Below are 20682 nucleotides of genomic sequence, written 5' to 3'. Positions count from 1 at the left end.
CTGTTCGTGAATTCCCCAGCAGCACCCGGCACCGACCCACCGCAGCCTGTCGTGCCCGGTGGCGAGACGGCGCAGACCTTGGACCGGGGCCTGCGGCTGCTGCACCTGGTCGCGGACGCGCCCGGCGGCCTGACGGTCACCGAGGCGGCGAACCGGTTGGGCATCGGTCGGGCCGCGGTCTACCGGCTGGTCGGGCCGCTGGCCGGGCACGGCATGCTGCGCCGCGACGCCGCCGGCCGGCTACGCCTCGGTGCCGGGGTGCTGCACCTGGCGCGGCGGGCCCAGCCGCTGCTCGCCGAGGGCGCCCTGCCCGCGCTGCGCCAGCTCGCCGAGCAGGCCGGGGCGACCGCCCACCTGACCGTGGTGGAGGGGGGCGAGGGGGTCGCGCTGGCGGTGGTCGAGCCGAGCTGGACGTCGTTCCACGTGGCGTACCGGACCGGGGCCCGACACCCGCTGGAGCGCGGCGCGGCCGGGCAGGCCATTCTCGCCGGCCGGTCCGGCGCGGCCGGCCCGGTGAGCACCGTCGGCGAACTGCAACCCGGGGCGTACGGCGTGGCCGCCCCGGTGCTCGGGGTGCCCGGTCTGGAGGCGAGCGTCGGGGTGGTCGCCCTGGCGCCGCTGGACGCCGAGGCGGTCGGTGCGCAGGTGCTCGCCGCCGCCACCGCCATCGCCGACGCGCTGCGCTGAGCCGCGCGTCGCCTACCACAGTTCGCGCCAGCGTCGGGCGTTGTCCACAGGCGGACGTGGCCAGGTGGGCCGTGGTTGTCCACAGGGGTCGCCGGGGTGGCGGCGTGGGCCGCAGGCTGCTGTCATGGCAGCTCATCCACACCTACCGGACGCCTTGGCGTGGCAGGTCTTTCGCGGTTCGGACGCCGTCCGCCGGAGCCTGCTCACCCCTTATCAGCTCCGCAGTTCCGCCTGGGTGCGGCTGCGGCACGACATCTACGCCGACGCCCGGCTCGACCGGGACCACGCCCTGGCCTGCCGCGCGGCGGCCCTGCAACTGCCGGCCGGGGCAGCCGTCGCCGGCCCGTCGGCGGCCTACCTGCACGGCGTCGAGCACGCCGCCGGCTTCGACCAGGCCGTCCACGTCCTGGTGCCGGCTTCGGCCGGGCTGCGCAGCCAGCGCGGCCTACAGGTGCACACGGTGGCCCGCGAGTCGCTGGCCCGGTTGACCGTCAAGGGCACCCCGCCGCACACCGACACCGCCCGTGCGGCCTGGGAGAGCGCCGTGTGGCTGGAGCCGGTCCGCTCGGTCGGCATCATCGACAGCCTGCTCGGCCGGGGGCTGACGACCCGGGCCGCGCTGGCCGAGGTGGCCGCTGCGAACGACGACCGTCCCGGCGGGCGCCGGGCGCGCTGGGTGTTCGACCTGGCCGACCCGGCCGCCCAGTCACCCACCGAGTCGCAGCTGCGGGTCCGGCTGGTACTGGCCGGGCTGCCCCGCCCGGTCACGCATCACCCGGTGCGCCTGCCGGGCGGCCCGGTGCTGCATCCCGGCCTCGCCTGGCCCGACCATCACGTCGCGGTGGAGTTCGACGGCCAGCGGCTCTACCCGCTGGCCGGCGCGGGCTGGCGGGTGCTGCATGTAAGCAGTCGCCGCCTGCACCAGGATTTCCCGACGGTCGTCCGCGAGATCCGCGCCGCACTCTTCGACGATGGTCGACGCCGGTGACGGGGCAAAGCGGGGGACGGCCCGACCGGGTGAATCCCGATCGGGCCGTCCGTTCGCCCGTCACGGGCGGATGTTGCGCCTGGTCATCGCCGCAGCGGGGCGGTGACCGCCGCGTACGCGTCGATGATGCCGTGCCCGTAGAAGCCGTTGAAGTCGACCGAGCCGGCGCAGTAGGCGTCGAACTCGGCCGGCCGCCCCTCGTTGGCGTAGGTCTGCAGCCTCGGCTCGGGGCAGGCCCGCTCGGCAGCCGTCCGGAGCAGGTGCTTCTCCACCAGGTCCGGCGCCAGGCCGAAGCCGCCCCGGCCCTGCGGCTTGCCGTACCGGCTCACGATGAGCGCGGCCACGCCGGAGGCGTGCGGGGCGGCCATCGAGGTGCCCTGGAGGTACGTGAAGTAGGCGCACTGCCGGTTGGCCTTGCACTCCTTGAAGACGAAGGTCTCGGCGCCCGGCACGATATTGCCGTCCTGGTCGACCGTGCCCTCCTCCTGAAGGACCTTCTTCGGGTACGTGGAGAGGATCATGTTGGCGTCGGTGCGGAACGTGTCGGTGCCGAAGCCGTCACGGAACCAGCCGCCCGGCGCGGCCACTGCGGTCTGCTCGGTGCCGTAGTTGGAGTAGTCCGCCTTCTTACCGGACGGGCCGACCGAGGCGACGCTGATGACGTGCGCCCCCTCGGTGGGCAGGTTCCAGCAGCTGTTGTTGTCGATCTCCCGGGGGTACGGCGCCACGTCGCCGTAGTTCGGGCTGGAGATGTCGGTACGCGGGTCGCCCAGGTCCTCGTGGTTGTTGCCGAGCGCACCGACCAGGGTGACGCCCCGGTTGTGGGCGAAGGTCAGCGCCCGCTTCATGGCCCGGATGGTGGCGCGCTGCGCCGCCTGCGCCTCTGGCGAGTCGGCCGGGTTCGCCGTGCAGTTGTAGAGCCACGGGTCAACGTAGAAGGACATGTTGACCACGTCCAGGCCCGACCTGCCGGCGTGCAGCAGGGCGTTGACCACCGGGTTGAGGAAGAAGTAGCCGGAGTCCTGACCACCCTTGAGGTTGACCAGCGAGACCTTCGGTGCGACACCGGAGACGCCGAAGCCGTTGGCGGCGGCGCCGATGGTGCCGGCGACGTGCGTACCGTGCCCGCCGTCGTCGGTGCCGACCGGGTCGAGGCAGCTCGCCACCTCGCATGGCCCGTCGATCTCCGGGATGTCGGGCGCGAAGTTGCGCGACAGCGCCCAGTTGAAGTTCGGAGCGATGTCGGGGTGGCTCGCGTCGACGCCGGTGTCCAGCACGCCGACGGTGACGCGGCGGTCACCAGGCTCGATCTTGCGCGCCTTGTCGGCGCGGATCATCTCCAGGCCCCAGAGCTTGTCGTCGAGCGGGTCCAGTTTCTTGCCCCGCTGCTTACCGGCGCCCTTGGCGGCGGCCGCGGCCAGCAGGTGCTCCTGCTCGACCCGGTCCACCTTGGGCTTGCGGCCGATCGCCTTCTGCTCGGCGGCGCCGATCAGCGCCGCCGCGGCCGTCGCCTTCGTCGCGAAGTCGGCCCGGTCGCTGGTCACCTGGTACACACCGATCTCGTCGGTCCGGGACACCACGGTCCCACCGGCCGATCGGATCGCGGCGAGGGCCGCGTCGGCGGCGAAGCCGTCCTCCGCGACCACGGTGAAGGTCCGGACGGTCGCCGGCTCGGCGCTGGCCGGCACGCCCATACCCGTCACCGTGATTGCCAGGGCCGCCGCGGTCGCGACGACACCGACGGTGAAGCGCTTGCTCACCACATCGAATCCTCTCGTTGAGGGACGTGGCGTCATCAGACATCAACGCATGACGTTTTGCCAGACGGGCGTCTAAATTGCGGCAGAAGATCCGCTTCGCCGGAAAGGCCGGCCAGGACGGCGGGCCGACGCCAGGTCACCGAAGACCACGTCCCAGTCCGATTCCAGGTCCGTAAGCGACACGCCGGCCGCCGCCGGGGTCAGCCGCCGCATCTCCTCGAGTACGGCCACCAGCCCGCCGGTGACGGCCGGGCGCAGGTCGAGCAGGGTCTCGTCGGCATCGAACACCACCGTGCTCAGCATGCCGCCGAGGATGTCACGTCAGGGCCGGCTCCGCCGCCTTCGGCTGCGCCGGCTCCGCGGGGGCACGCAGCTCGTCGAGACGGACCAGCGCCACCCCGGCGACGATCAGCGCCCCACCGAGCAGTTGCACCACCGTCGGCAGCTCGCCCAGCACCAGCCAGGCGATCAGCACCGCGAACATCACCTCGGTCAGCCCGACGAAGGACGCCATCCGGGCACCGAGGATGCGAGCCGCAGCGATCCCGGCGAGGTACGCGACCACCGCCGCCACCAGCGCGAGGCCGGCGATCGGGACCAGCCAACTGGTGTGCTGTCCGGCGAACTGCACCGCACCGAAGGTGGCCCGCAGCGGCAACGCGCCGACCAGACCGAGCAGCAGCAGCGCAACGGCACCGACGGCCATCCCACCGCTGGCCATGACCACCGACGGCAGAGCGGAGTCGACCCGGCCGGCGAGCACGAAGTAGCCGGCCAATCCGACCGCCGCGCCCAGCCCCCAGAGCACCCCGATCGGGTCGAGCCGGCCGGCGCCGGTCAGGTCGAGCACGAAGACCAGGCCGGCGAGGGCCGCCACCGAGCCGGCCACGGTCAGCCGGCGGGGGCGCTGCCCCTGGACCAGCCAGGTCCATCCGACGACCAGGATGATGCCGAGGTACTCCAGCAGCAGCGCGACTCCGACCGGCAGGTAGCGCACCGCGTTGAAGAAGCACACCTGGGCGAGCGCGACCCCGAGCAGCCCGAATACGCCGATCGAGGCGAGGTTGCGGCGTAGCACCGGCCATCGCCCCCGCAGGACAAGCACCGCCGGGAGCGCCAGCACCAGCGCCGCGATACCGACCCGGGCCATGACGACCGCCTCGGCCGACCAACCGGCGGCGATCAGCGAGCGGGCGAAGGTGCCCGAGGTGGCGAAGGTGACCGCGGAGAGCAGGGCCAGGGCGAGACCGGCACCGGCGGCGGGGGGTTGGCGCATCGACTCTCCTTGGCACGATTGCCCGCCATGGGCAAACTAGGACTATGCCGATGACGCTAGAGTGGGGTCACGACAGGAGTCAAGTTGCTTTTCGCCCATGACACTGAATGTTCGCTGATCGCTGCCGCCGCGCTGGTCAACACCGACGGGCGGGACGGTGAGGGGCTGCCCGATATCGCCGCCCTGGACGCCTTCTACACCGCCCACTCGTACAGCGGGCGGCACGAACACACCGAGGTCGAACTGCGGGCGGTACGCGCGCTGCGCCCCCGGCTGCGCCGACTCTGGTACGCCGACGTCGACGAGATCGTCTCGATCGTCAACGGGCTGCTCCGCGAACACCGCGCCCTGCCCCAGCTCATCACCCACGACGACGAGCCGTACCACCTGCACGCCGTCCCCCGGGACGCCCCGCTGGCCACCAGGATGGCGGTCGAGGCGGCGATGGCGATCGCGGACGTGGTACGTAGCGGGGAGCTGCGGCGGCTGCGCACCTGCGACCACCCCGACTGCGACAACGTGCTGGTCGACCTGTCGAAGAACCGCTCCCGCCGGTTCTGCGACGCCGGCTGCGGCAACCGGGCAGCGGTCAGCGCCTACCGCGCCCGCAAGGCCGCCGCCCGCCCCTGAGCAGGCCGCCTCGCGCAACCCGCCGGTCCGCCACCACCCGACGCGCCACCTCTCTGGCGCGCCCAGCGGGAGCGAGTCAAGGTCACCCACCTCGCGATCACGCCAGGCGGACGGGTCGAGGTCACGCTCGATCCTGGATCGAGTGGCCTTTTCACGACACCGATGCCACTCGATGCGGGATCGAGCGTGATCATGACCAGGGCACACATGGCAGCGGCGGGTGGTGGCTACATCCGTCGTCTTCGTCAGCGCGGCGGCGCCGTGACGAAGGCCCGCCAGGCGTACGGGTCGAAGGTCAGCACCGGCCCCGCCGGGTCCTTACTGTCCCGCACCCCGACCAACCCGGGAAGATTCGTCGCCACCTCGACACAGTCATTGGACTGCGCGCTCCGACTGCTCTTGCGCCACCGGGCTCCAGTCAGCTCCATGCCTCGGCCACGTCCCTCATCAGCTCGACCGATTGGTGAGGCGTATATGCCTCGCCGAGGCAAACCTCCCACACCTGCCTCAGAAGATCGAGATCCTCTGACCGATCCAGTTCCTGCCCGCCGATATGGCTACCGAGGAAGGCCACATCGGTGCCGTCGCTTGTGGTAGCCAGCAGGAACGGTCCGCCCAGGCCGGGATACTCCGCCGCCGTTTGAGGAACCACGTGCAGCCGAACGCGTGGATGTTCGCTGGCGACACGCACGAGATGTGACGCCTGCTCGGAAATGATCTTCCGATCTCCGACACATCGCCGGATCGCTGATTCATCGATGATCGCGACCAGATGGGGCGAAGAATCGCAAGATAGAACGGCCTGATTCTCCATCCGCTCCGCCAGTCGGCGCTCCACTTCGGCAGTGCTCAGCAAGCCGCCGGCTTCGAAGACCGCTCGCGCGTAGTCCCGCGTTTGCAACAGACCTGGCACATACAACGGCTCATACCACCGCAGCTTCGCCGCATGCCTGATGATCACCTGCGCCCCTCGGCGCCAGGGCTGGGCCTTGTCGAGGGCGACCAGGTCGGTGAGCATGCGGCCGTAGAGGCCGCCGGTGTCGAGGGCCTTGTCGAACTGTTCCAGGTACTTCGGGGTGGGCGGCTGCTGGCCCAGCTCCACCGCGCTGATCATCGACGGTGAGTAGTTGACGGCCTTGGCCAACTCCTCCTGACTCCAGCCCCGCCGCAGCCGTGCCCGGCGTAACTCCGCCACCAGGAACGCCGCCGCCGTCATCTGCCCACCCGCCATCTCCAGCCGCCCTCCAGGACCTGGTTGATCGACTCCAGCGCCCCGCCATCGACGACCCGGTTCCGCCGCAGTGGGCCTCGGACAGCGCGGGCAAACCCTTCCGACCGTAGCGGTGTCCTCAGCAGACTGTGAAGCGCGACGCTCGCCGCTCATCCCCCGGGCGGCGGCGTCGCGGTGGGACCGCCCGCTCCCCCGGCAGGGCGGTCCCACCGCCGGGGTGATGTCGCAAACGATTCAGCTCGACAGGAAGGCTGCGCCATGCCCCGATCCAGCTGGCGAACCTGGTTCCCCCGCACCTCCCGCAACCAGCGCCCCGTGCCTCTCGCGCCCCGGCACCGCCGCGCCTGGCGCGGGCTGCGCCGGTACTGCTCCTGCGGCCTGCGCTGGCGGACCTGCCCGGACCGGCACGCGCCCGTACCGACCGAGCCGCCCAACGGCGGCGCGAGCGCGGGGCGGATCAGTGCCGGGCCGCCACCGAACCGTCCATCCTGGGCCGAGGCCACCGTGGCGAACCCGCAGGTCGGCCGGGCCGGTTGGCTCACTCTCGCCCGTCCTGGCGGGCCAACGGTGGCCGGTGGTGATCGGCCCGGCCGCGCCGGTCCGGCCGCACCTGCCGCTGCGCCCGCTCTGGTTCTGCCGGGTCTGTGCCGCACCCTGGCCCTGCGCCACCGCGCGGCTCGCCCTCCTCGCCGAGTACGCCAACGACCGGGTCGCGCTCAGCGTGTATCTCTGCGCGGTACTGCACGAAGCGACCGCCGATCTGTACCGCCTCCACCCCGACGACGGCCCGGACCCGGCCGCGCTCTTCGCCCGTTTCCTCGCCTGGGTGCCGCACCGGCAGCCCGACGCCTGGCCCGCCCCGTTTCGAGGCGGTGGCGGCAGCGACGGCCAGGTGTCACCGCCAGATCGGTGACTGCCGACGCGGCGCCGCTCAGGGGTGGGTCATCCGGAGCAGGTCGAGCGCCTCCTCCAGTTGCGTCTCGCTGAGCTTGCCGGAGGCGACGTGCCCGCGGGAGATCACCACCTCGCGGATGGGGATCTGCTTGGCCAGCGCCTCCTTGGCGATCGAGGCGGCCTCGTCGTACCCGACGTAACGGTTGAGTGGGGTGACGATCGAGGGCGAGCCCTCGGCGTACGACAGGCAGACCTCGGCGTCCGCGACCAGATCCACCACGCAGCGGTCGGCCAGCAGGCGGCTCGACGCGGCGAGCAGGCGGATCGACTCCAGCACGTTGCGCGCCATCACCGGCAGCATCACATTGAGCTCGAAGTCGCCCTGCGAGCCGGCGAAGGCCACCGTCGCGTCGTTCCCGATCACCTGCGCACACACCTGCCTGACGGCCTCGCAGACCACCGGGTTGACCTTGCCCGGCATGATCGACGATCCCGGCTGCAGGTCAGGAATTCGCAGCTCGCGCAGGCCGGCCCGGGGGCCCGAACCCATCCAGCGGATGTCGTTGGCGATCTTGTAGAGCCCGACCGCGACGGTACGCAGCTGACCCGAGGCTTCCACCAGCGCATCCCGCGCGCCCTGCGCCTCGAAGTGGTTGCGCGCCTCGGTCAGCGGCAGCCCGGTCGAGTCGCGCAACTTCTCGATCACCCGGGCGGCGAAGCCGAGCGGAGTGTTGATCCCGGTGCCCACCGCCGTCCCGCCGAGCGGCAGCTCGGCCAGCCGGGGCAGCACCGCCTCCAGCCGGTCGATGCCGTACCGGACCTGGGCGGCGTACCCGCCGAACTCCTGGCCGAGGGTCACCGGGGTGGCGTCCATCAGGTGCGTACGCCCGGCCTTGACCACGGTGTCGAACTCCCCGGCCTTCGCCTCCAAAGCGCCGGCCAACTGGGCCAGCGCCGGCAGCAGATCCCGGGCGACGGCCTCGGTGGCGGCCAGGTGGATCGAGGACGGGAAGACGTCGTTGCTGGACTGCGAGGCGTTGACGTCGTCGTTGGGGTGCACGTCCCGGCCCAGCTCCCGGCCGGCCAGGGTGGCGATCACCTCGTTGGTGTTCATGTTGGACGACGTGCCGGAGCCGGTCTGGAACACGTCGACCGGAAACTGGTCGTCGTACCCACCGTCGGCCACGTGCGCGGCGGCGGCGGCGATCGCCGCAGCCACGTTCGGATCGATGACGCCCAGGTCCCCGTTGACCTCGGCCGCCGCGCCCTTGATCTGGGCCAGCGCCCGGATCTGTGCGGGCTCGATGCCCCGGCCCGAGATCGGGAAGTTCTGCACCGCCCGCTGCGTCTGTGCCCGCCACAGCGCATCGGCGGGCACCTCCACCTCGCCCATCGAGTCGCGTTCGATCCGGTAACCCGCCGCCTCTGTAGTCGTCACGCGTACCATCCTGCCCCGCTCGACGGCCGGTTGCAGATGATCGCCTGAGCCGGTTCAGGCCAGCTCGGCCAGCAGACGCTCGACCTCGGCCGCGTCGGGCGACTCGATCTGGCGCAGCAGCGACAGCGCCCGTACCCAGTGCGACCTGGCGGCGGTCGGGTCGGTGTCGCGCAGGCAGCGGGCGACGCCGTCCAGCGCGCGGGCCTGCTCGTACTTGTGGTTGATCCGCGTGGCGTCGAGCAGCACCCGGCCGAACAGATCCTGGGCGCTGCGAACGTCCCCCTGGTCGAGGATGGCGTGGGCCAGCAGATTGCGGGACGCGCACTGGCCGACCAGGTCACCGGCGTCGCTGATCGCGATCAACGCCTCCCGGTGCAGCGCCGCCGCCTCGTCCGGCCGACCGGCCTCGCGCTCCATCACGCCGAGTTCGTTGAGCACCTCACCCTCGTCATACCGGTTGCTCACCCTGCGGTGAAGGGTCAACGCGATCCGCAGTAGCCGACGGGCGGGCACGGTGTGACCCATCCGGTGCCGGATGATGCCGGCGTGCCCCACCGCGTTCGCCAGCTGCCGACGATCACCGATCTCACGAGCCATGAGCAGGTGCTGACGGCTGATCCGCAACGCCTCGTCGTAGCGACCCCAGGTGCACATCACGTAGGTCAGGTTGTTGAGCAGGGCGCTTCGTCCGGCCAGTTGGTCGCCCCCGCGTACGGCCGTCGCCGCAGCGTAGAAGTACTCGATCCCGCGACGGGGGTCACCGTCCGCATAGCTGTTGATGCCGATGTTCCACAGCACGTTTCTCAGCAGGGTGGGCGGGCCGCTTCTGCGACACAGCTCGACGGCCCGCTGGAGCAGAGCGATGGCGTGCGTAAAGCGGGCCCGCCGGAAGTAGGCCGACGCCAGGTAGTTCAGCATCACGGCCTGCGCGGACTCATCGCCGATCGCCTCGGCCGCCCGCAGGCCCACTGAGTGCGTATCCACCAGCTCGTCGAGGTGCCCGCCGTTGTAGAGGAGCCGCCAGCTCGCCCGGGCGAGTTGCCAGGCGCGCAGCGGGGATTCCTGCTCCGCCAGCGCGGGCAGCGTCACCAGCGCGGAGTGGTTCTCGTCGAACCAGGCCAGCCCCCGGTTGGCGCAGATCGTCACCAGGTCGGGCCGGGGCGGGTCGGGCAGGCTGAGGGTACGGCGGCTGCCGGGCGACTCGGTCTCGCGGCTGAGCGCCGCCGCCACGTGCAGGTGGTGGTCCAGCAATCGCTCGAGCGCGTCGCGTCGCTCCGTCGTGTTGGCGGGTTCGTCCAGCAGGGTGCGTGCGTACTCGCGGACCAGGTCGTGCAGGCGGTACCGGCCCGACTCCGGCTCGTCCACCAGGTGGGCGTCGACCAGTTCGTCCAGCACGTCCTGCGCCTCGGGCAGCGGCAGGTCGGCCAGCGCGGCGGCGACGGTGCCGTCAAAGCGTCCGCCCGGGTGCAGCCCGAGCAGTCGGAACGTACGCTGGGCCGGCGGCGACACCTGGGCGTACGACAGGGCGAACGCGTCCCCGACGGAGCGCTGCCCCGCGGCCAGTTCGGCCAGTGCGTCGCGGGCCTTGCCGAGCCGGTCAGCCAGGTCGGCGATCCGCCACCGGGGGCGGTGCACCAACCGGGCGCCGGCCAGCCGGATCGCGAGCGGAAGGTAACCGCAGCGGCGTACCACCTCGGCCGCCGCGACCGGCTCCGCAGCCACCCGACCATCGCCGGCAACCCGACCGAGCAACTCGATCGCCTCGTCGGGTTCGAGGACCGGCAGCGACGACGGCCGCCCCTCGTCGAGACCGACCAATCGACGTCGGCTGGTGATCAGTGTCAGGCAGCCGGCGCCGCTGGGCAGCAGCGGCACCACCTGTGCGGCGGTGGCGGCGTTGTCCAACAGCACCAGGGCCCGGCGGTCAGCCAGCTCGGTGCGCCAGATGGCCAGCCGGTCGTCCAGGTCGACCGGGATCCGTTCGGCCGGGACTCCGAGTTGCCGCAGCAGGGTGGCCAGTGCGGCGGCCGGGCTCAGCGGCGCCCGCTCGCTGTGCCCGTGCAGGTCGATGAAGAGCTGGGCGTCCGGGTACCGCTCGGCCAGCCGGGTGGCCACGTGCACGGCCAGGGTGGTCTTCCCGCTGCCCGCCATCCCGTCGATCAGCTGGATCCGGGTCTCCCCCTCCTCGATCTCCTTGACCAGCCGGGCGACGGTGTCCGATCGGCCGGTGAAGTCGCTGATCGCCCGGGGCAGCCCGCGGACCGGGGTGGTGGCGCGGCGTTCCGATCCGGCGACGGCAAGATCCCCGGCGAGCACCCGCTGGTGCAGTTCCTGCAACGCCGCGCCCGGCTCGATACCGAGTTCCTCGGCGTACAGGCGGCGGCCTTCCCGGTACAGGCCGAGCGCGTCGGCCTGCCGGCCGACGGCCGAGAGCGCCAGCATGAGCTGCCCGCGCAACCGCTCCCGCAACGGGTGCCGCTCCAGGTGCTCGGGCAGCTCGTCGAGCAGGGCCGCCGCGTGGCCGAGGCGCAACTCGATGTCCACGCACTCCTCCAGCGCGGCGAGACGCTGCTCGTCGAGCGCCTGCGCCCGCCGCCGTACCGTGCGGTTCGGGATGCCGCTCAGCGCCGGGCCGCGCCACAGCCCCAGCGCGGCGCGGAACTCCCGGCGCGCGTCGGTCAGCCGCCCGGAGGCGAGGGTGGCCCGGGCGGTGTCGACGCCCTGGGCGAAGACCTCGGTGTCCAGCTCGCCCGGCCCGGTGCGGACCGCGTACCCGACGGGATCGGTGATGATGGTCTCCGGTGGCAGACCGAGCCCGGCGAGCCGCTGTCGCAAGCGCGACACGCAGGTCTGCAGCTGGGCCCGGGCGGTGGCCGGCGGATGCTCCTCCCAGATCGCGTCGACCAGTTCCTCCACCGGCACGATACGGTTTGCCCGGAGCAGCAGGACGGCGAGTACGACCCGATCCCGACCTGCGGTGACGGTGGCTTCGCCCCCGCCGACCCGCAGTGGTCCCAGGATCTGAAACCGCATCCGCTCCCCCGCCCCAATGGTGGCAACTTTCAGCAGCGTAGCCCCACGGTCACAGTTGTCCCATCGGCCTGATAGTGATCTGAGAGTGGATCGACAGCGGCAGACCGGAGACTCGTCCCGGTTGCCCTGCGGCAATCGACGGGGGCGGTGCGCCCGCCTCCAGGGGCGGGCGCACCGATGTCGGATGGTCGAACGCTTCCCGGGAAGTCAGCGGCTGCCGATGGTGAGGACCGGCTTGGTCACCTCGGCGAAGAAGTCGTTGCCCTTGTCGTCGACGACGATGAAGGCGGGGAAGTCCTCCACGTCGATCTTCCAGACCGCCTCCATGCCCAGCTCGGCGTATTCGAGCACCTCGACGTGCTTGATGCAGTCCTGGGCGAGCCGGGCGGCCGGGCCACCGATCGAGCCGAGGTAGAAGCCACCGTGCTGGTCGCAGGAGCGGGTCACCTGGGCGGACCGGTTGCCCTTGGCGAGCATCACCATCGAGCCGCCTGCGGCCTGGAACTTTTCCACGTACGCGTCCATCCGCCCGGCCGTGGTCGGGCCGAACGAGCCGGAGGCGTAGCCCTCCGGGGTCTTCGCCGGGCCGGCGTAGTAGACGGCGTGGTCGCGTAGGTACTGCGGCATCGGCTCGCCCGCGTCCAGTCGCTCAGCGATCTTGGCGTGGGCGATATCCCGGGCCACCACCAGCGGGCCGGTCAGCGACAGCCGGGTCTTCACCGGGTACTTGGACAGCTCGGCGCGGATCTCGTCCATCGGCCGGTTGAGGTCGACGCGGACCACCTCGGTGGTGTCCAGCTGCGCCTCGGTGACCTCGGGCAGGTAGCGGGCCGGATCGGTTTCGAGCCGCTCCAGCCACACGCCCGACGGGGTGATCTTGGCTACCGCCTGACGGTCCGCCGAACAGGACACGGCGATCGCCACCGGGCACGACGCGCCGTGCCGGGGCAGCCGCACCACCCGTACGTCGTGGCAGAAGTAGCGCCCGCCGAACTGCGCGCCGATGCCGAAGTTCCGGGTCAGCTCCAGCACCTCGGCCTCCAGCTCCAGGTCACGGAAACCGTGTGCGGTCATCGAGCCGGAGGTGGGCAGCGCGTCGAGGTACTTGGCGCTGGCGTACTTGGCGGTCTTGAGGGCGTACTCGGCGCTGGTGCCGCCGATCACCACGGCCAGGTGGTACGGCGGGCAGGCCGCCGTGCCGATCAGCCGCAGCTTCTCCTCCAGGAACTGCATCATCCGCGTCGGGTTCAGCAGCGCCTTGGTCTCCTGGTAGAGGTACGACTTGTTGGCCGAGCCGCCGCCCTTGGCCATGAAGAGGAACTTGTACGCGTCCGGGTGGCCGTCCGGGTCCTCCGCGTACAGCTCCACCTGGGCGGGCAGGTTGCTGCCGGTGTTGCGCTCCTCCCACATGGTGAGCGGGGCGAGCTGCGAGTAGCGCAGGTTCAGCCGGGTGTACGCCTGCCACACGCCGCGCGAGATCGCCTCGGCATCGCTGCCGTCGGTGAGCACGTGCCGGCCGCGCTTGCCCATCACGATCGCGGTGCCGGTGTCCTGGCACATCGGCAAAACCCCACCGGCGGCGATGTTGGCGTTGCGCAGCAGGTCGAGCGCGACGAACCGGTCGTTCGGCGAGGCCGCCGGATCGTCGATGATCGACCGCAGCTGGGCCAGGTGCGCGGGGCGCAGGTAGTGCGCGATGTCGTGCATCGCCTCGGCGGTCAGCGCGGTCAGCGCGGCCGGATCCACGGTGAGGAACCGGCGCCCACCAGGACCGTTGACCACGTCGACGCCCTCGTCGGTGATCAGGCGGTACTCCGTCTGGTCGGGACCGGTCGGCAGCAGGGGAGCGTACGAGAAGTCGGCGGCACTGCTCACGACGACACTCCGCTCCGCTCCGCGCCGCCATGAGGCGCACTACGCTGACAATTCGCTCGCTGGCGCTCGCTCATGACGGCAAAGCCTAGGGCAGAAGGGGCGATCAGGCCCACCCGCCGGGTGGGGTGATGGGACGTCGATCTCATCCGCCCCGGTCGGCGGTCACTTGCCGGGATCGGAGCCCGGGCACTGCTCGTTCTTCGGACCGCAGCTGTCCTGCGGGCCCGGGGCCCGTCCGGTGCCGGCCGGCCCGGGCACTCCCCCGTTGCCGTCGCGCGCGGGGCCGCCTGTCGCCGCGCCGAAGCGGACGTATCCGATCTCACGTCCCTCGCCGATGACCATGCCGGCGGGGCCGACCGCGAGCGCGTTCGCGGAGGTCCGCAGCACGGCCAGCTCCCGCCCGTTGGCCGGGTCGAGCGCCACCAGGCGGGACGGCTTCTCGTCGGCGACGACGGCCGCGTACGGGGTCAGCGCGGCTCCCGCCTTCTCACCGGCCGGCCGGTTCCAGCGGACCCGGCCGGAGCTGAGTTCACGGGCGGAGACGCTGCCGCGGTCGGCGGTGCGCACCAGCGCGTGCCGGTCGTCGACGGCGAGCACCCGCTCCCCGTTGGCGGTGACCAGCAGCAGCCGCCCGTCGTACCCGTCGACGACGGCCTCCCGTCCGTCCGGCGACACCCCGACCAGCACGTTGCGGGCACCGTACGGGTCCTCCCGCTGCACGCACCCGGCGCTGTCGGCGGTCCGCAGGTTGAGCCCGGCGCGTTGCCAGGTCTCCTGACCGGTGGCCGGGTCCTGACCGGAGATCGCGAAGTAGCAGTTGCCGTCCTGGGATCGGGCGACGATGTGCAGCAGACGGCCACCGATCACCGCGAGCCGCTCGTCGCGGCCGGGCTCGACGTTCTGGAGCACCCGGCCGGTGGCGGTGTCCACCACGTGCACCCGGCCGTCGACCGGGAACCCGAGCAACGGCGGTACCGCCTCCGGGCCGGCAACCTGATCGTCGATCCGGGCGGTGGTGAGCCGGCGGGTGTCGAGCAGGTTCGGGTTGTCGGCGAGCAGGCCGGTGCTGACGCCGGGCAGGAAGGCGGTCCAGAGCGGAGCGGTTCCGCGCGGTTCCCAGGCGCTCAGGGTGCAGTCGGTGGCACCGACACAGCGCGCGTCGAGCAGCAGGTTGCGATAGGTCCAGACGGCCACCGCGTCGTCGTCGCGCCGTCGGGTCACCCCGGTGGTCGGGTCGAGCACCTCGTACCCCTTGACCAGCAGCCGGCCCACGACGACCACGGCTTCCGCGCCGCCACCGGCCACCGCGCTCCAGTCGGCCTTACGCTCCCAGAGCTGGGTGCCGGCAGCCAGACTGCGGGCCTCGACCCGGGTGCGCTGTTCGACCACCACGGTCTCGCCGGCGATGGTGACGCTGCGCGGGGTGCCGCCGATGCGTTGCTGCCAGACCACGTCCGGCTCGGAGATCGGCTGCCGCCGGTTCACCCAGTCCCACATGCCAGGAAACGGGTTCCACACTCCGGTAGCGGCGAGCACCACCACGGTGGTGAGGCCGAGCAGCAGCCAGCCACGTACGCCGAGGCCGCTCCCCTTCGCCACCGGAACACGGTAGCCACCCGCGCTACCCCACGGCGCACACCCTCCCGCGTGTCGCGCAAGGAAGGGCCCCTTATTAACGCCTCCGGTAGTAAAAGGGTCCCCTGTTAACTCAGCGGTCAGCCGCCGCGCCGACGGTGCCGGGCCGCATCGGCTGGCGGGCGGCGGCCGGGTTGAGCACCGGCCACAGGATCAGCGTCGCGGCCACCGACGCGGCACCAGCGATCGCCATCACCACGCCCGGCGCGACCACCTCACTGAGCGCGCCGCCACCCGCGGCGGCCAGCCCCTGCGCCGCCATCAGACCGGTGCTGAGCAGTCCGAACGCCTGGCCCCGACGCGCCTCGGGAACCGCGTCGAGGAACCGCCGGGCCAGCCCGAGCTGGTAGGCGAAGCCCGCGGTGGCGACCGCGAAGAGGGCCGCCGCGGGCACCAGCGCCGGCTGGGCCAGGAACGCCAGCATGGGTACGCCAAGCAGCAGCGCGAGCCACGGCGTCCACCGTTCCCGCCGGGCCGGTGCCACGAACCGCCCCACCAGCAGGTCGCCGACCAGCATCCCGCCCGCGCCGGCCATCAAGAGCACGCCCGCGCTGGCGCCCGGGCCCAGGTCGGCCGCGTACGGCACGGCCACCCCCTCCGCGCCGACCAGCAGCGAGCCGGGCAGCCACTGGGCGAGCAGCAGCCCCCGGATCCGGCGGTCGGCGAGCAGTTGCCGGTTGACCCGCATGGTTTCCCGGACTGCTCCGCCGGCCGCTACCGGTTCGTCAGTCGTCGTGGCACCGGTCGCCGCCGGGGCGAGCCGGGAGCGGGTCAGCCAGGACCGCGCGGAGCGGGCGCGGGTCGGCTGGGAGCGGGCCGGGCGGGCGGCGAGCCCGACGCGCACCAGCAGCGCGGAGAGGCCACAGGTCAGCGCGGTCAACCAGAGCGCGCCGTACGGGCCGACGAGCCCGAGCAGGAGACCACCGAGGGCGAACCCGGCCACCTGCGTTCCCCCGGCGGCCACGGTGAGCAGCGACCGCCCCAGCACGTACGCGTCGCCGTCCAGCACCTCGGGCAGCAGCGCGGTGCGCGATGCACTGCTGACCGGGCCGAACAGGCCGACGACGGCGACCAGGCCGAGCATCGCGGCCGGGGACAGCACGCCGGTGGCGAGCACCGCCACCATGGCGAGCCGTACCAGGTCGTAGCCGACGATCAATGCGCGAGCCGGCCACCGGTCGGCCAGCGCCAGCAGGAACAGCCCGCCCAGGGCGTGCGGTAGGAAACCGGTCACGTACGCCAGCGCGGCGAGCAGCCCGGATCCGGTGCGCTCGTAGACCAGGACGGACAGGGCGAGCATCTTCACCGTCTCGCCGATCATGAAGACGCCGAAGCTGGTGAAGAGGACCCGGAACTCGGCGACGGCGAAGACGTCGCGGAAGGTGGCCTGCCGTTCGGCCGCCACGGCGGGCGCGTTCGTGCTGGTGCTGTTCACGCCGGCCAGCCTCGCGGCGCAACCCCGAGCGCTCTATCCTTTCGCTTCAGGACGAAAGGTCGCGGAATGCGGATCGAGGTCACCCCGGCCGACATGGCGGCCAGCCGGTACGCCATCTCCCCGTTGGGCGAGGCGATGTGGGCGCTCCGGCTCTACGCCGGCCAGCACTCCGTACCCGGGCTGGAGCCGTGGGTCGCTCGGGGTCGCCCGGCGTACGACGAGTTGCGCCGCCAGCTGCCCGCGGTGGGCGCGCTGCTCGCCCTGCTGCGCCGGGGCGGCTACAACGCGGACTTCATCCAGCCCCCGCCCGACGGCACCGGCCGGGAGTTCGCCGACGAACTGGCCGTGGTCCGCGCCACCCCGCTGGCCCAGGCCCGCGACGAACTGGCCCGCAACCTCGCCGGGCACCGGACCCCACCGGCGTACGCCCGCCAGATCTACGCCTCGCCGGACGTGGTGGACCAGCTCGCCGACGCGATCGAGGCGTCCTGGACGACGCTCGTCGAACCGGAGTGGCCCCGGCTGCGGGCGGTGCTGGAACGGGACCTGGTGCACCGCGCCGGCCGGTTGCTCGCGTACGGCTGGGGTGCCGCCGTCGCAGACCTGGACCCCCGGCTGCGCTGGGTGTCCGGCGGCGGGCTCGGGGCGATCGAGGTGGCCGACCACGATCCACGCAGCTACTCCCTCGACGGCCGGGGTCTGCTCTTCATCCCCACGGTCTTCGGCATGATGATCAACTACGTCGAGCCACCCTGGCCGTTCGCCATCGTCTACCGGGCCTCCGGGGTGGCCGGGCTGCTCGGCGCTCCCGATCCGGCCCGCCCCGACGACGCACTGGACCGGCTGGTCGGACGGTCCCGGGCGACGGTGCTGCGGGCGCTCGCCCTGCCGGCCACCACCAGCCAGCTCGTCGCGCAGCTCGGGCTCAGCCTGGGCGGCGTGGGCGACCACCTGGCGGTGCTGCACGACGCCGGTCTGGTCACCCGGGTCCGCTCCGGTCGGGCCGTGCGTTACCGGCGTACCCCGCTCGGCGACGCCCTCGCCGGTGGCTGAACCGTCGACCCGAGCACCCCGAAGTGTTAACAGGGGCCCCTTCCTCTACCGGAGGCGTTAACAAGGGGCCCTTCCTTCAACGCACGGCGGAGCGGACCAGGGGGAGGGTGCGGTAGGGGATCTGCTCGGCGAGGGCGATGATCGTGGAGGCGCGGGCGATCCCCTCGTACGCCACGATCTGATCGATCACCCGCTGCAGGTCGGTGTTCGACCGGGCCACGATCCGGCAGAGCAGGTCGCTGGAGCCGGTGATGGTGTGCGCCTCCAGCACCTCCGGAATCGCCGCGAGGTGGCGGGTGACCGGGTCGTGCCCGTGCCGCTGGCTGATCTCCAGCGTGACGAAGCTGGTCACCGAGAAGCCGATCGCGGCGGGCGAGACGTCCGGCCCGAACCCGCCGATCACGCCCCGGCCGACCAGCTTGTCGAGCCGCGCCTGGACGGTGCCCCGGGCCACCTGCAAGCGGCGGGAACACTCCAGCACCCCGATCCGGGGCTCCTCGGCGAGCAGTTCGACGAGTTTGGCATCCAGGTCGTCGAGCTGTACAACCTGACCAGCATCCATGACCAAGCACCATACCGTTTGTGCAACCTGACCAGCTCAGACGGCGACAGTTGCCCAGTGAGCCCGGTCACGGCGATAGTCCCGGAAAAGAGCACACCGTCGGCCCACGAGGCCGGCCGGTACGCAAGGGAGGCCACCATGACCCAGGCGATCGACCGACCCCAGTCGACCGAGGAGGTCGACGTCGACGCCCTCGTCGGCGCCGTCGACCACGACACCAGCGGTGACCCGTTCCCGGTCAAGGGCCTCGACCACGTGCGCTTCCTGGTGGGCAACGCCAAGCAGGCCGCGCACTACTACTCCACCGCCTTCGGCATGACCTGCGTGGCGTACCGGGGCCCGGAGCAGGGCCACCGGGACCACGCCGAGTACGTGCTGACCAGCGGTTCGGCCCGGTTCGTGCTCACCGGCGCGGTCCGGCCCGACGCCACCGGCGCCGACCACGTCGCCCGGCACAGCGACGGTGTCTCCGACATCGCGTTGGAGGTGCCGGACGTCGACGCCGCGTACGCGCACGCCACCGCGCAGGGCGCCACCGGCCTGGTCGAGCCGCACGACGTCTCCGACGAGCACGGCACCGTACGGCTGGCCGCCATCGCCACCTACGGCGACACCCGGCACACCCTGGTGGACCGGTCCCGCTACAGCGGCCCGTTCCTGCCCGGATTCGTGGCTCGCAAGCCGATCGTGGACCGGCAGCCGATGATCGACGCCGGGGTGCAGCCGAAGCGCTTCTTCCAGGCGGTCGACCACGTCGTCGGCAACGTGGAGCTGGGCCGGATGGACGAGTGGGTCGAGTTCTACAAGCGCGTCATGGGCTTCACCAACATGGCGGAGTTCGTCGGCGACGACATCGCCACCGACTACTCGGCGCTGATGAGCAAGGTCGTCGCGAACGGCACCCGCAAGGTGAAGTTCCCGCTCAACGAGCCGGCGATCGCCAAGAAGAGGTCGCAGATCGACGAGTACCTGGAGTTCTACCAGGGCCCGGGTGCCCAGCACATCGCGGTGGCCACCAACGACATCCTGGCCAGCGTCGACGCGATGCGCGCCGCCGGCCTCGACTTCCTGGACACCCCGGACTCGTACTACGACGACCCGGAGCTGCGCGCCCGCATCGGCGAGGTACGGGTGCCGATCGAGGAGCTGAAGGCTCGCAAGATCCTGGTCGACCGGGACGAGGACGGCTACCTGCTGCAGATCTTCACCAAGCCGGTGCAGGACCGCCCGACCGTCTTCTTCGAGCTGATCGAGCGGCACGGCTCGCTCGGCTTCGGCAAGGGCAACTTCAAGGCCCTGTTCGAGGCGATCGAGCGGGAGCAGGAAAAGCGCGGCAACCTGTAACACTGTCGAGCGTGACCCAGCCTCCGCCGCACCCGACGTCGCCGGCCGGTGGGCACCCGCCCCCGGCCGGCGGCGTCGCGCCGCCCACCAGCCACCCGTCCCCGGTGCCGCCGCAGTTCGCGCCGCCCGGATGGGCGCCGGGGCCTCCCGCGCCGGGATGGGGATCGGTGGCGCCGCCGCCGGTGCTGGGACCGGGTGGGCAGCCACTGGCCAGTTTCGGCGACCGGCTGCTGGCCTACCTGATCGACATGGTGATCGCGAGCGGCGTGTTGATGGTGCTGTTCCTGCCGGTCCTCTTGATCGTCCCGTTGTGGCTGGCCAGCAGGATGACCCGGACCAACCCGGCCGGCACGGTCGCCGAGCTGGACCCGGGCACAGTGTTCTTGCACGTCATGCTGCCGCTACTGCTGCTACAGGCCGCGCTGTTCGTGCTGATGCTGGGGCTGTACTGGCTCTACCACGTCGAATACCTGAAGCGGACCGGGCAGACCATCGGCAAGAAGGCGATGAAGCTGCGGGTGGTCCCGCTCGACCCGAATGGCACGCTGGACCGACGCATGGCCGGAAGGCGGTACCTCGTGCAGTTCGTCGGCGGGTCGCTGGTGCCGGGCGGCAGCTATGTCGACGGGCTCTGGCAACTGTGGGACAAGCCCTGGCAGCAGTGCCTCCACGACAAGTTCGCCGGAACCGTCGTCGTTAAGGTGTCGAGGTGAACGAGCGCAGCGAGGCCGCAACGTGAGCGTGGCACCCGGTTGGTACGTCGACCCCGCAGATCCGCAGACCCGCAGGTACTGGGACGGCGAGGGCTGGATCGGCGCGCCCATTCCCGTCGACGCCACTC

The 20682-nt window shown here is 71.8% G+C and carries 18 protein-coding genes and 1 pseudogene; 8 read left to right on the top strand and 11 right to left on the bottom strand.

Going from position 1 to position 20682, the window contains the following annotated elements:
- Window positions 1-6: 6 nt before the first annotated feature.
- Together C1I95_RS14455 and C1I95_RS14450 are read left to right on the top strand one after the other, a co-directional pair.
- Window positions 7-687 (top strand): IclR family transcriptional regulator, encoded by a 681-nt coding sequence (locus C1I95_RS14455; RefSeq protein WP_111214345.1) that lies wholly within the window; start codon window positions 7-9, stop codon window positions 685-687.
- A gap of 124 nt (window positions 688-811) precedes the next feature.
- Window positions 812-1675, top strand: coding sequence for a putative endonuclease domain-containing protein (locus tag C1I95_RS14450; RefSeq protein WP_199523749.1), 864 nt, complete (start codon window positions 812-814; stop codon window positions 1673-1675).
- Window positions 1676-1758: 83 nt separating this feature from the next.
- Here the strand turns inward: C1I95_RS14450 and C1I95_RS14445 are convergent, their stop codons facing one another.
- The 3 genes and pseudogenes from C1I95_RS14445 to C1I95_RS14435 all read right to left on the bottom strand — a co-directional run bounded on the left by C1I95_RS14445 (window position 1759) and on the right by C1I95_RS14435 (window position 4711).
- Complete coding sequence (locus C1I95_RS14445; protein ID WP_111214352.1) at window positions 1759-3435, bottom strand: S8 family serine peptidase; 1677 nt, start codon at window positions 3433-3435, stop codon at window positions 1759-1761.
- 140 nt (window positions 3436-3575) lie between these two features.
- Window positions 3576-3738 (bottom strand): annotated as a pseudogene (locus C1I95_RS14440) (HAD family hydrolase); the annotation flags it as partial.
- A gap of 13 nt (window positions 3739-3751) precedes the next feature.
- Window positions 3752-4711: an EamA family transporter gene (locus C1I95_RS14435; protein WP_111214343.1), complete on the bottom strand. Its 960-nt coding sequence runs from the start codon at window positions 4709-4711 to the stop codon at window positions 3752-3754.
- Window positions 4712-4795: 84 nt separating this feature from the next.
- Between C1I95_RS14435 and C1I95_RS14430 the strand changes: the two genes are divergently transcribed.
- Complete coding sequence (locus C1I95_RS14430; protein ID WP_111214342.1) at window positions 4796-5341, top strand: CGNR zinc finger domain-containing protein; 546 nt, start codon at window positions 4796-4798, stop codon at window positions 5339-5341.
- A 245-nt stretch (window positions 5342-5586) separates the two neighbouring features.
- Here C1I95_RS14430 and C1I95_RS14425 read toward each other — a convergent pair whose 3' ends face one another.
- On the bottom strand, window positions 5587-5769 hold the full coding sequence (locus C1I95_RS14425) for a DUF397 domain-containing protein (protein WP_111214341.1): 183 nt from the start codon (window positions 5767-5769) through the stop codon (window positions 5587-5589).
- The gene (locus tag C1I95_RS14420) at window positions 5760-6557 is read right to left on the bottom strand and encodes a helix-turn-helix domain-containing protein (RefSeq protein WP_233513671.1); all 798 of its coding nucleotides are present in this window, start codon (window positions 6555-6557) and stop codon (window positions 5760-5762) included. Before C1I95_RS14420 ends, C1I95_RS14425 begins: the two co-directional genes overlap by 10 nt.
- Before the next feature lie 589 nt (window positions 6558-7146).
- Between C1I95_RS14420 and C1I95_RS14415 the strand changes: the two genes are divergently transcribed.
- A complete protein-coding gene (locus tag C1I95_RS14415) occupies window positions 7147-7485 on the top strand; it encodes a hypothetical protein (protein ID WP_111214339.1) in 339 nt (112 codons plus the stop codon).
- An 18-nt stretch (window positions 7486-7503) separates the two neighbouring features.
- On the opposite strand, the gene C1I95_RS14410 is transcribed toward C1I95_RS14415, so the two are convergent.
- The 5 genes from C1I95_RS14410 to C1I95_RS14390 all read right to left on the bottom strand — a co-directional run bounded on the left by C1I95_RS14410 (window position 7504) and on the right by C1I95_RS14390 (window position 16852).
- Window positions 7504-8913: a class II fumarate hydratase gene (locus C1I95_RS14410; protein WP_199523748.1), complete on the bottom strand. Its 1410-nt coding sequence runs from the start codon at window positions 8911-8913 to the stop codon at window positions 7504-7506.
- 45 nt (window positions 8914-8958) lie between these two features.
- Window positions 8959-11937 carry an AfsR/SARP family transcriptional regulator gene (locus tag C1I95_RS14405; RefSeq protein ID WP_111214338.1) on the bottom strand — a complete coding sequence of 993 codons (2979 nt, stop codon included), beginning with the start codon at window positions 11935-11937 and terminating at the stop codon, window positions 8959-8961.
- A gap of 207 nt (window positions 11938-12144) precedes the next feature.
- Window positions 12145-13812 carry a fumarate hydratase gene (locus tag C1I95_RS14400; RefSeq protein ID WP_111214337.1) on the bottom strand — a complete coding sequence of 556 codons (1668 nt, stop codon included), beginning with the start codon at window positions 13810-13812 and terminating at the stop codon, window positions 12145-12147.
- Between the two features lie 162 nt (window positions 13813-13974).
- Window positions 13975-15411: an outer membrane protein assembly factor BamB family protein gene (locus C1I95_RS14395; RefSeq protein ID WP_111214336.1), complete on the bottom strand. Its 1437-nt coding sequence runs from the start codon at window positions 15409-15411 to the stop codon at window positions 13975-13977.
- 109 nt (window positions 15412-15520) lie between these two features.
- A complete protein-coding gene (locus C1I95_RS14390) occupies window positions 15521-16852 on the bottom strand; it encodes an MFS transporter (RefSeq protein ID WP_111214350.1) in 1332 nt (443 codons plus the stop codon).
- A gap of 96 nt (window positions 16853-16948) precedes the next feature.
- Here C1I95_RS14390 and C1I95_RS14385 point away from each other — a divergent pair, with 96 nt between their 5' ends.
- Window positions 16949-17935 (top strand): helix-turn-helix domain-containing protein, encoded by a 987-nt coding sequence (locus tag C1I95_RS14385; protein ID WP_111214335.1) that lies wholly within the window; start codon window positions 16949-16951, stop codon window positions 17933-17935.
- Window positions 17936-18011: 76 nt separating this feature from the next.
- On the opposite strand, the gene C1I95_RS14380 is transcribed toward C1I95_RS14385, so the two are convergent.
- Complete coding sequence (locus C1I95_RS14380; RefSeq protein ID WP_111214334.1) at window positions 18012-18497, bottom strand: Lrp/AsnC family transcriptional regulator; 486 nt, start codon at window positions 18495-18497, stop codon at window positions 18012-18014.
- A 138-nt stretch (window positions 18498-18635) separates the two neighbouring features.
- Here C1I95_RS14380 and hppD point away from each other — a divergent pair, with 138 nt between their 5' ends.
- The 3 genes from hppD to C1I95_RS14365 all read left to right on the top strand — a co-directional run.
- Window positions 18636-19841: a 4-hydroxyphenylpyruvate dioxygenase gene (gene hppD, locus C1I95_RS14375; protein WP_111214333.1), complete on the top strand. Its 1206-nt coding sequence runs from the start codon at window positions 18636-18638 to the stop codon at window positions 19839-19841.
- Between the two features lie 11 nt (window positions 19842-19852).
- Window positions 19853-20554, top strand: coding sequence for an RDD family protein (locus tag C1I95_RS14370; protein ID WP_233513670.1), 702 nt, complete (start codon window positions 19853-19855; stop codon window positions 20552-20554).
- A 22-nt stretch (window positions 20555-20576) separates the two neighbouring features.
- A partial coding sequence (locus C1I95_RS14365; protein ID WP_146605717.1) for a DUF2510 domain-containing protein occupies window positions 20577-20682 on the top strand: 106 nt, incomplete at its 3' end.

The organism is Micromonospora craterilacus (assembly GCF_003236315.1).
Taxonomy (GTDB): Bacteria; Actinomycetota; Actinomycetes; order Mycobacteriales; family Micromonosporaceae; genus Micromonospora; species Micromonospora craterilacus.
The sequence above is the reverse complement of the archived record's forward strand: the minus strand, read 5'-3'. Positions and strand labels throughout refer to the sequence as shown.

What these genes read in the sequence shown, in the direction of transcription:
- C1I95_RS14450 (WP_199523749.1), top strand. Translation starts at nt 812, where the DNA reads ATGGCAGCTCATCCACACCTACCGGACGCCTTGGCGTGGCAGGTCTTT.
- C1I95_RS14435 (WP_111214343.1), bottom strand. Translation starts at nt 4,711, where the DNA reads ATGCGCCAACCCCCCGCCGCCGGTGCCGGTCTCGCCCTGGCCCTGCTC.
- C1I95_RS14425 (WP_111214341.1), bottom strand. Translation starts at nt 5,769, where the DNA reads ATGGAGCTGACTGGAGCCCGGTGGCGCAAGAGCAGTCGGAGCGCGCAG.
- C1I95_RS14420 (WP_233513671.1), bottom strand. Translation starts at nt 6,557, where the DNA reads ATGACGGCGGCGGCGTTCCTGGTGGCGGAGTTACGCCGGGCACGGCTG.
- C1I95_RS14410 (WP_199523748.1), bottom strand. Translation starts at nt 8,913, where the DNA reads ATGGTACGCGTGACGACTACAGAGGCGGCGGGTTACCGGATCGAACGC.
- C1I95_RS14405 (WP_111214338.1), bottom strand. Translation starts at nt 11,937, where the DNA reads ATGCGGTTTCAGATCCTGGGACCACTGCGGGTCGGCGGGGGCGAAGCC.
- C1I95_RS14385 (WP_111214335.1), top strand. Translation starts at nt 16,949, where the DNA reads ATGCGGATCGAGGTCACCCCGGCCGACATGGCGGCCAGCCGGTACGCC.
- C1I95_RS14380 (WP_111214334.1), bottom strand. Translation starts at nt 18,497, where the DNA reads ATGGATGCTGGTCAGGTTGTACAGCTCGACGACCTGGATGCCAAACTC.
- hppD (WP_111214333.1), top strand. Translation starts at nt 18,636, where the DNA reads ATGACCCAGGCGATCGACCGACCCCAGTCGACCGAGGAGGTCGACGTC.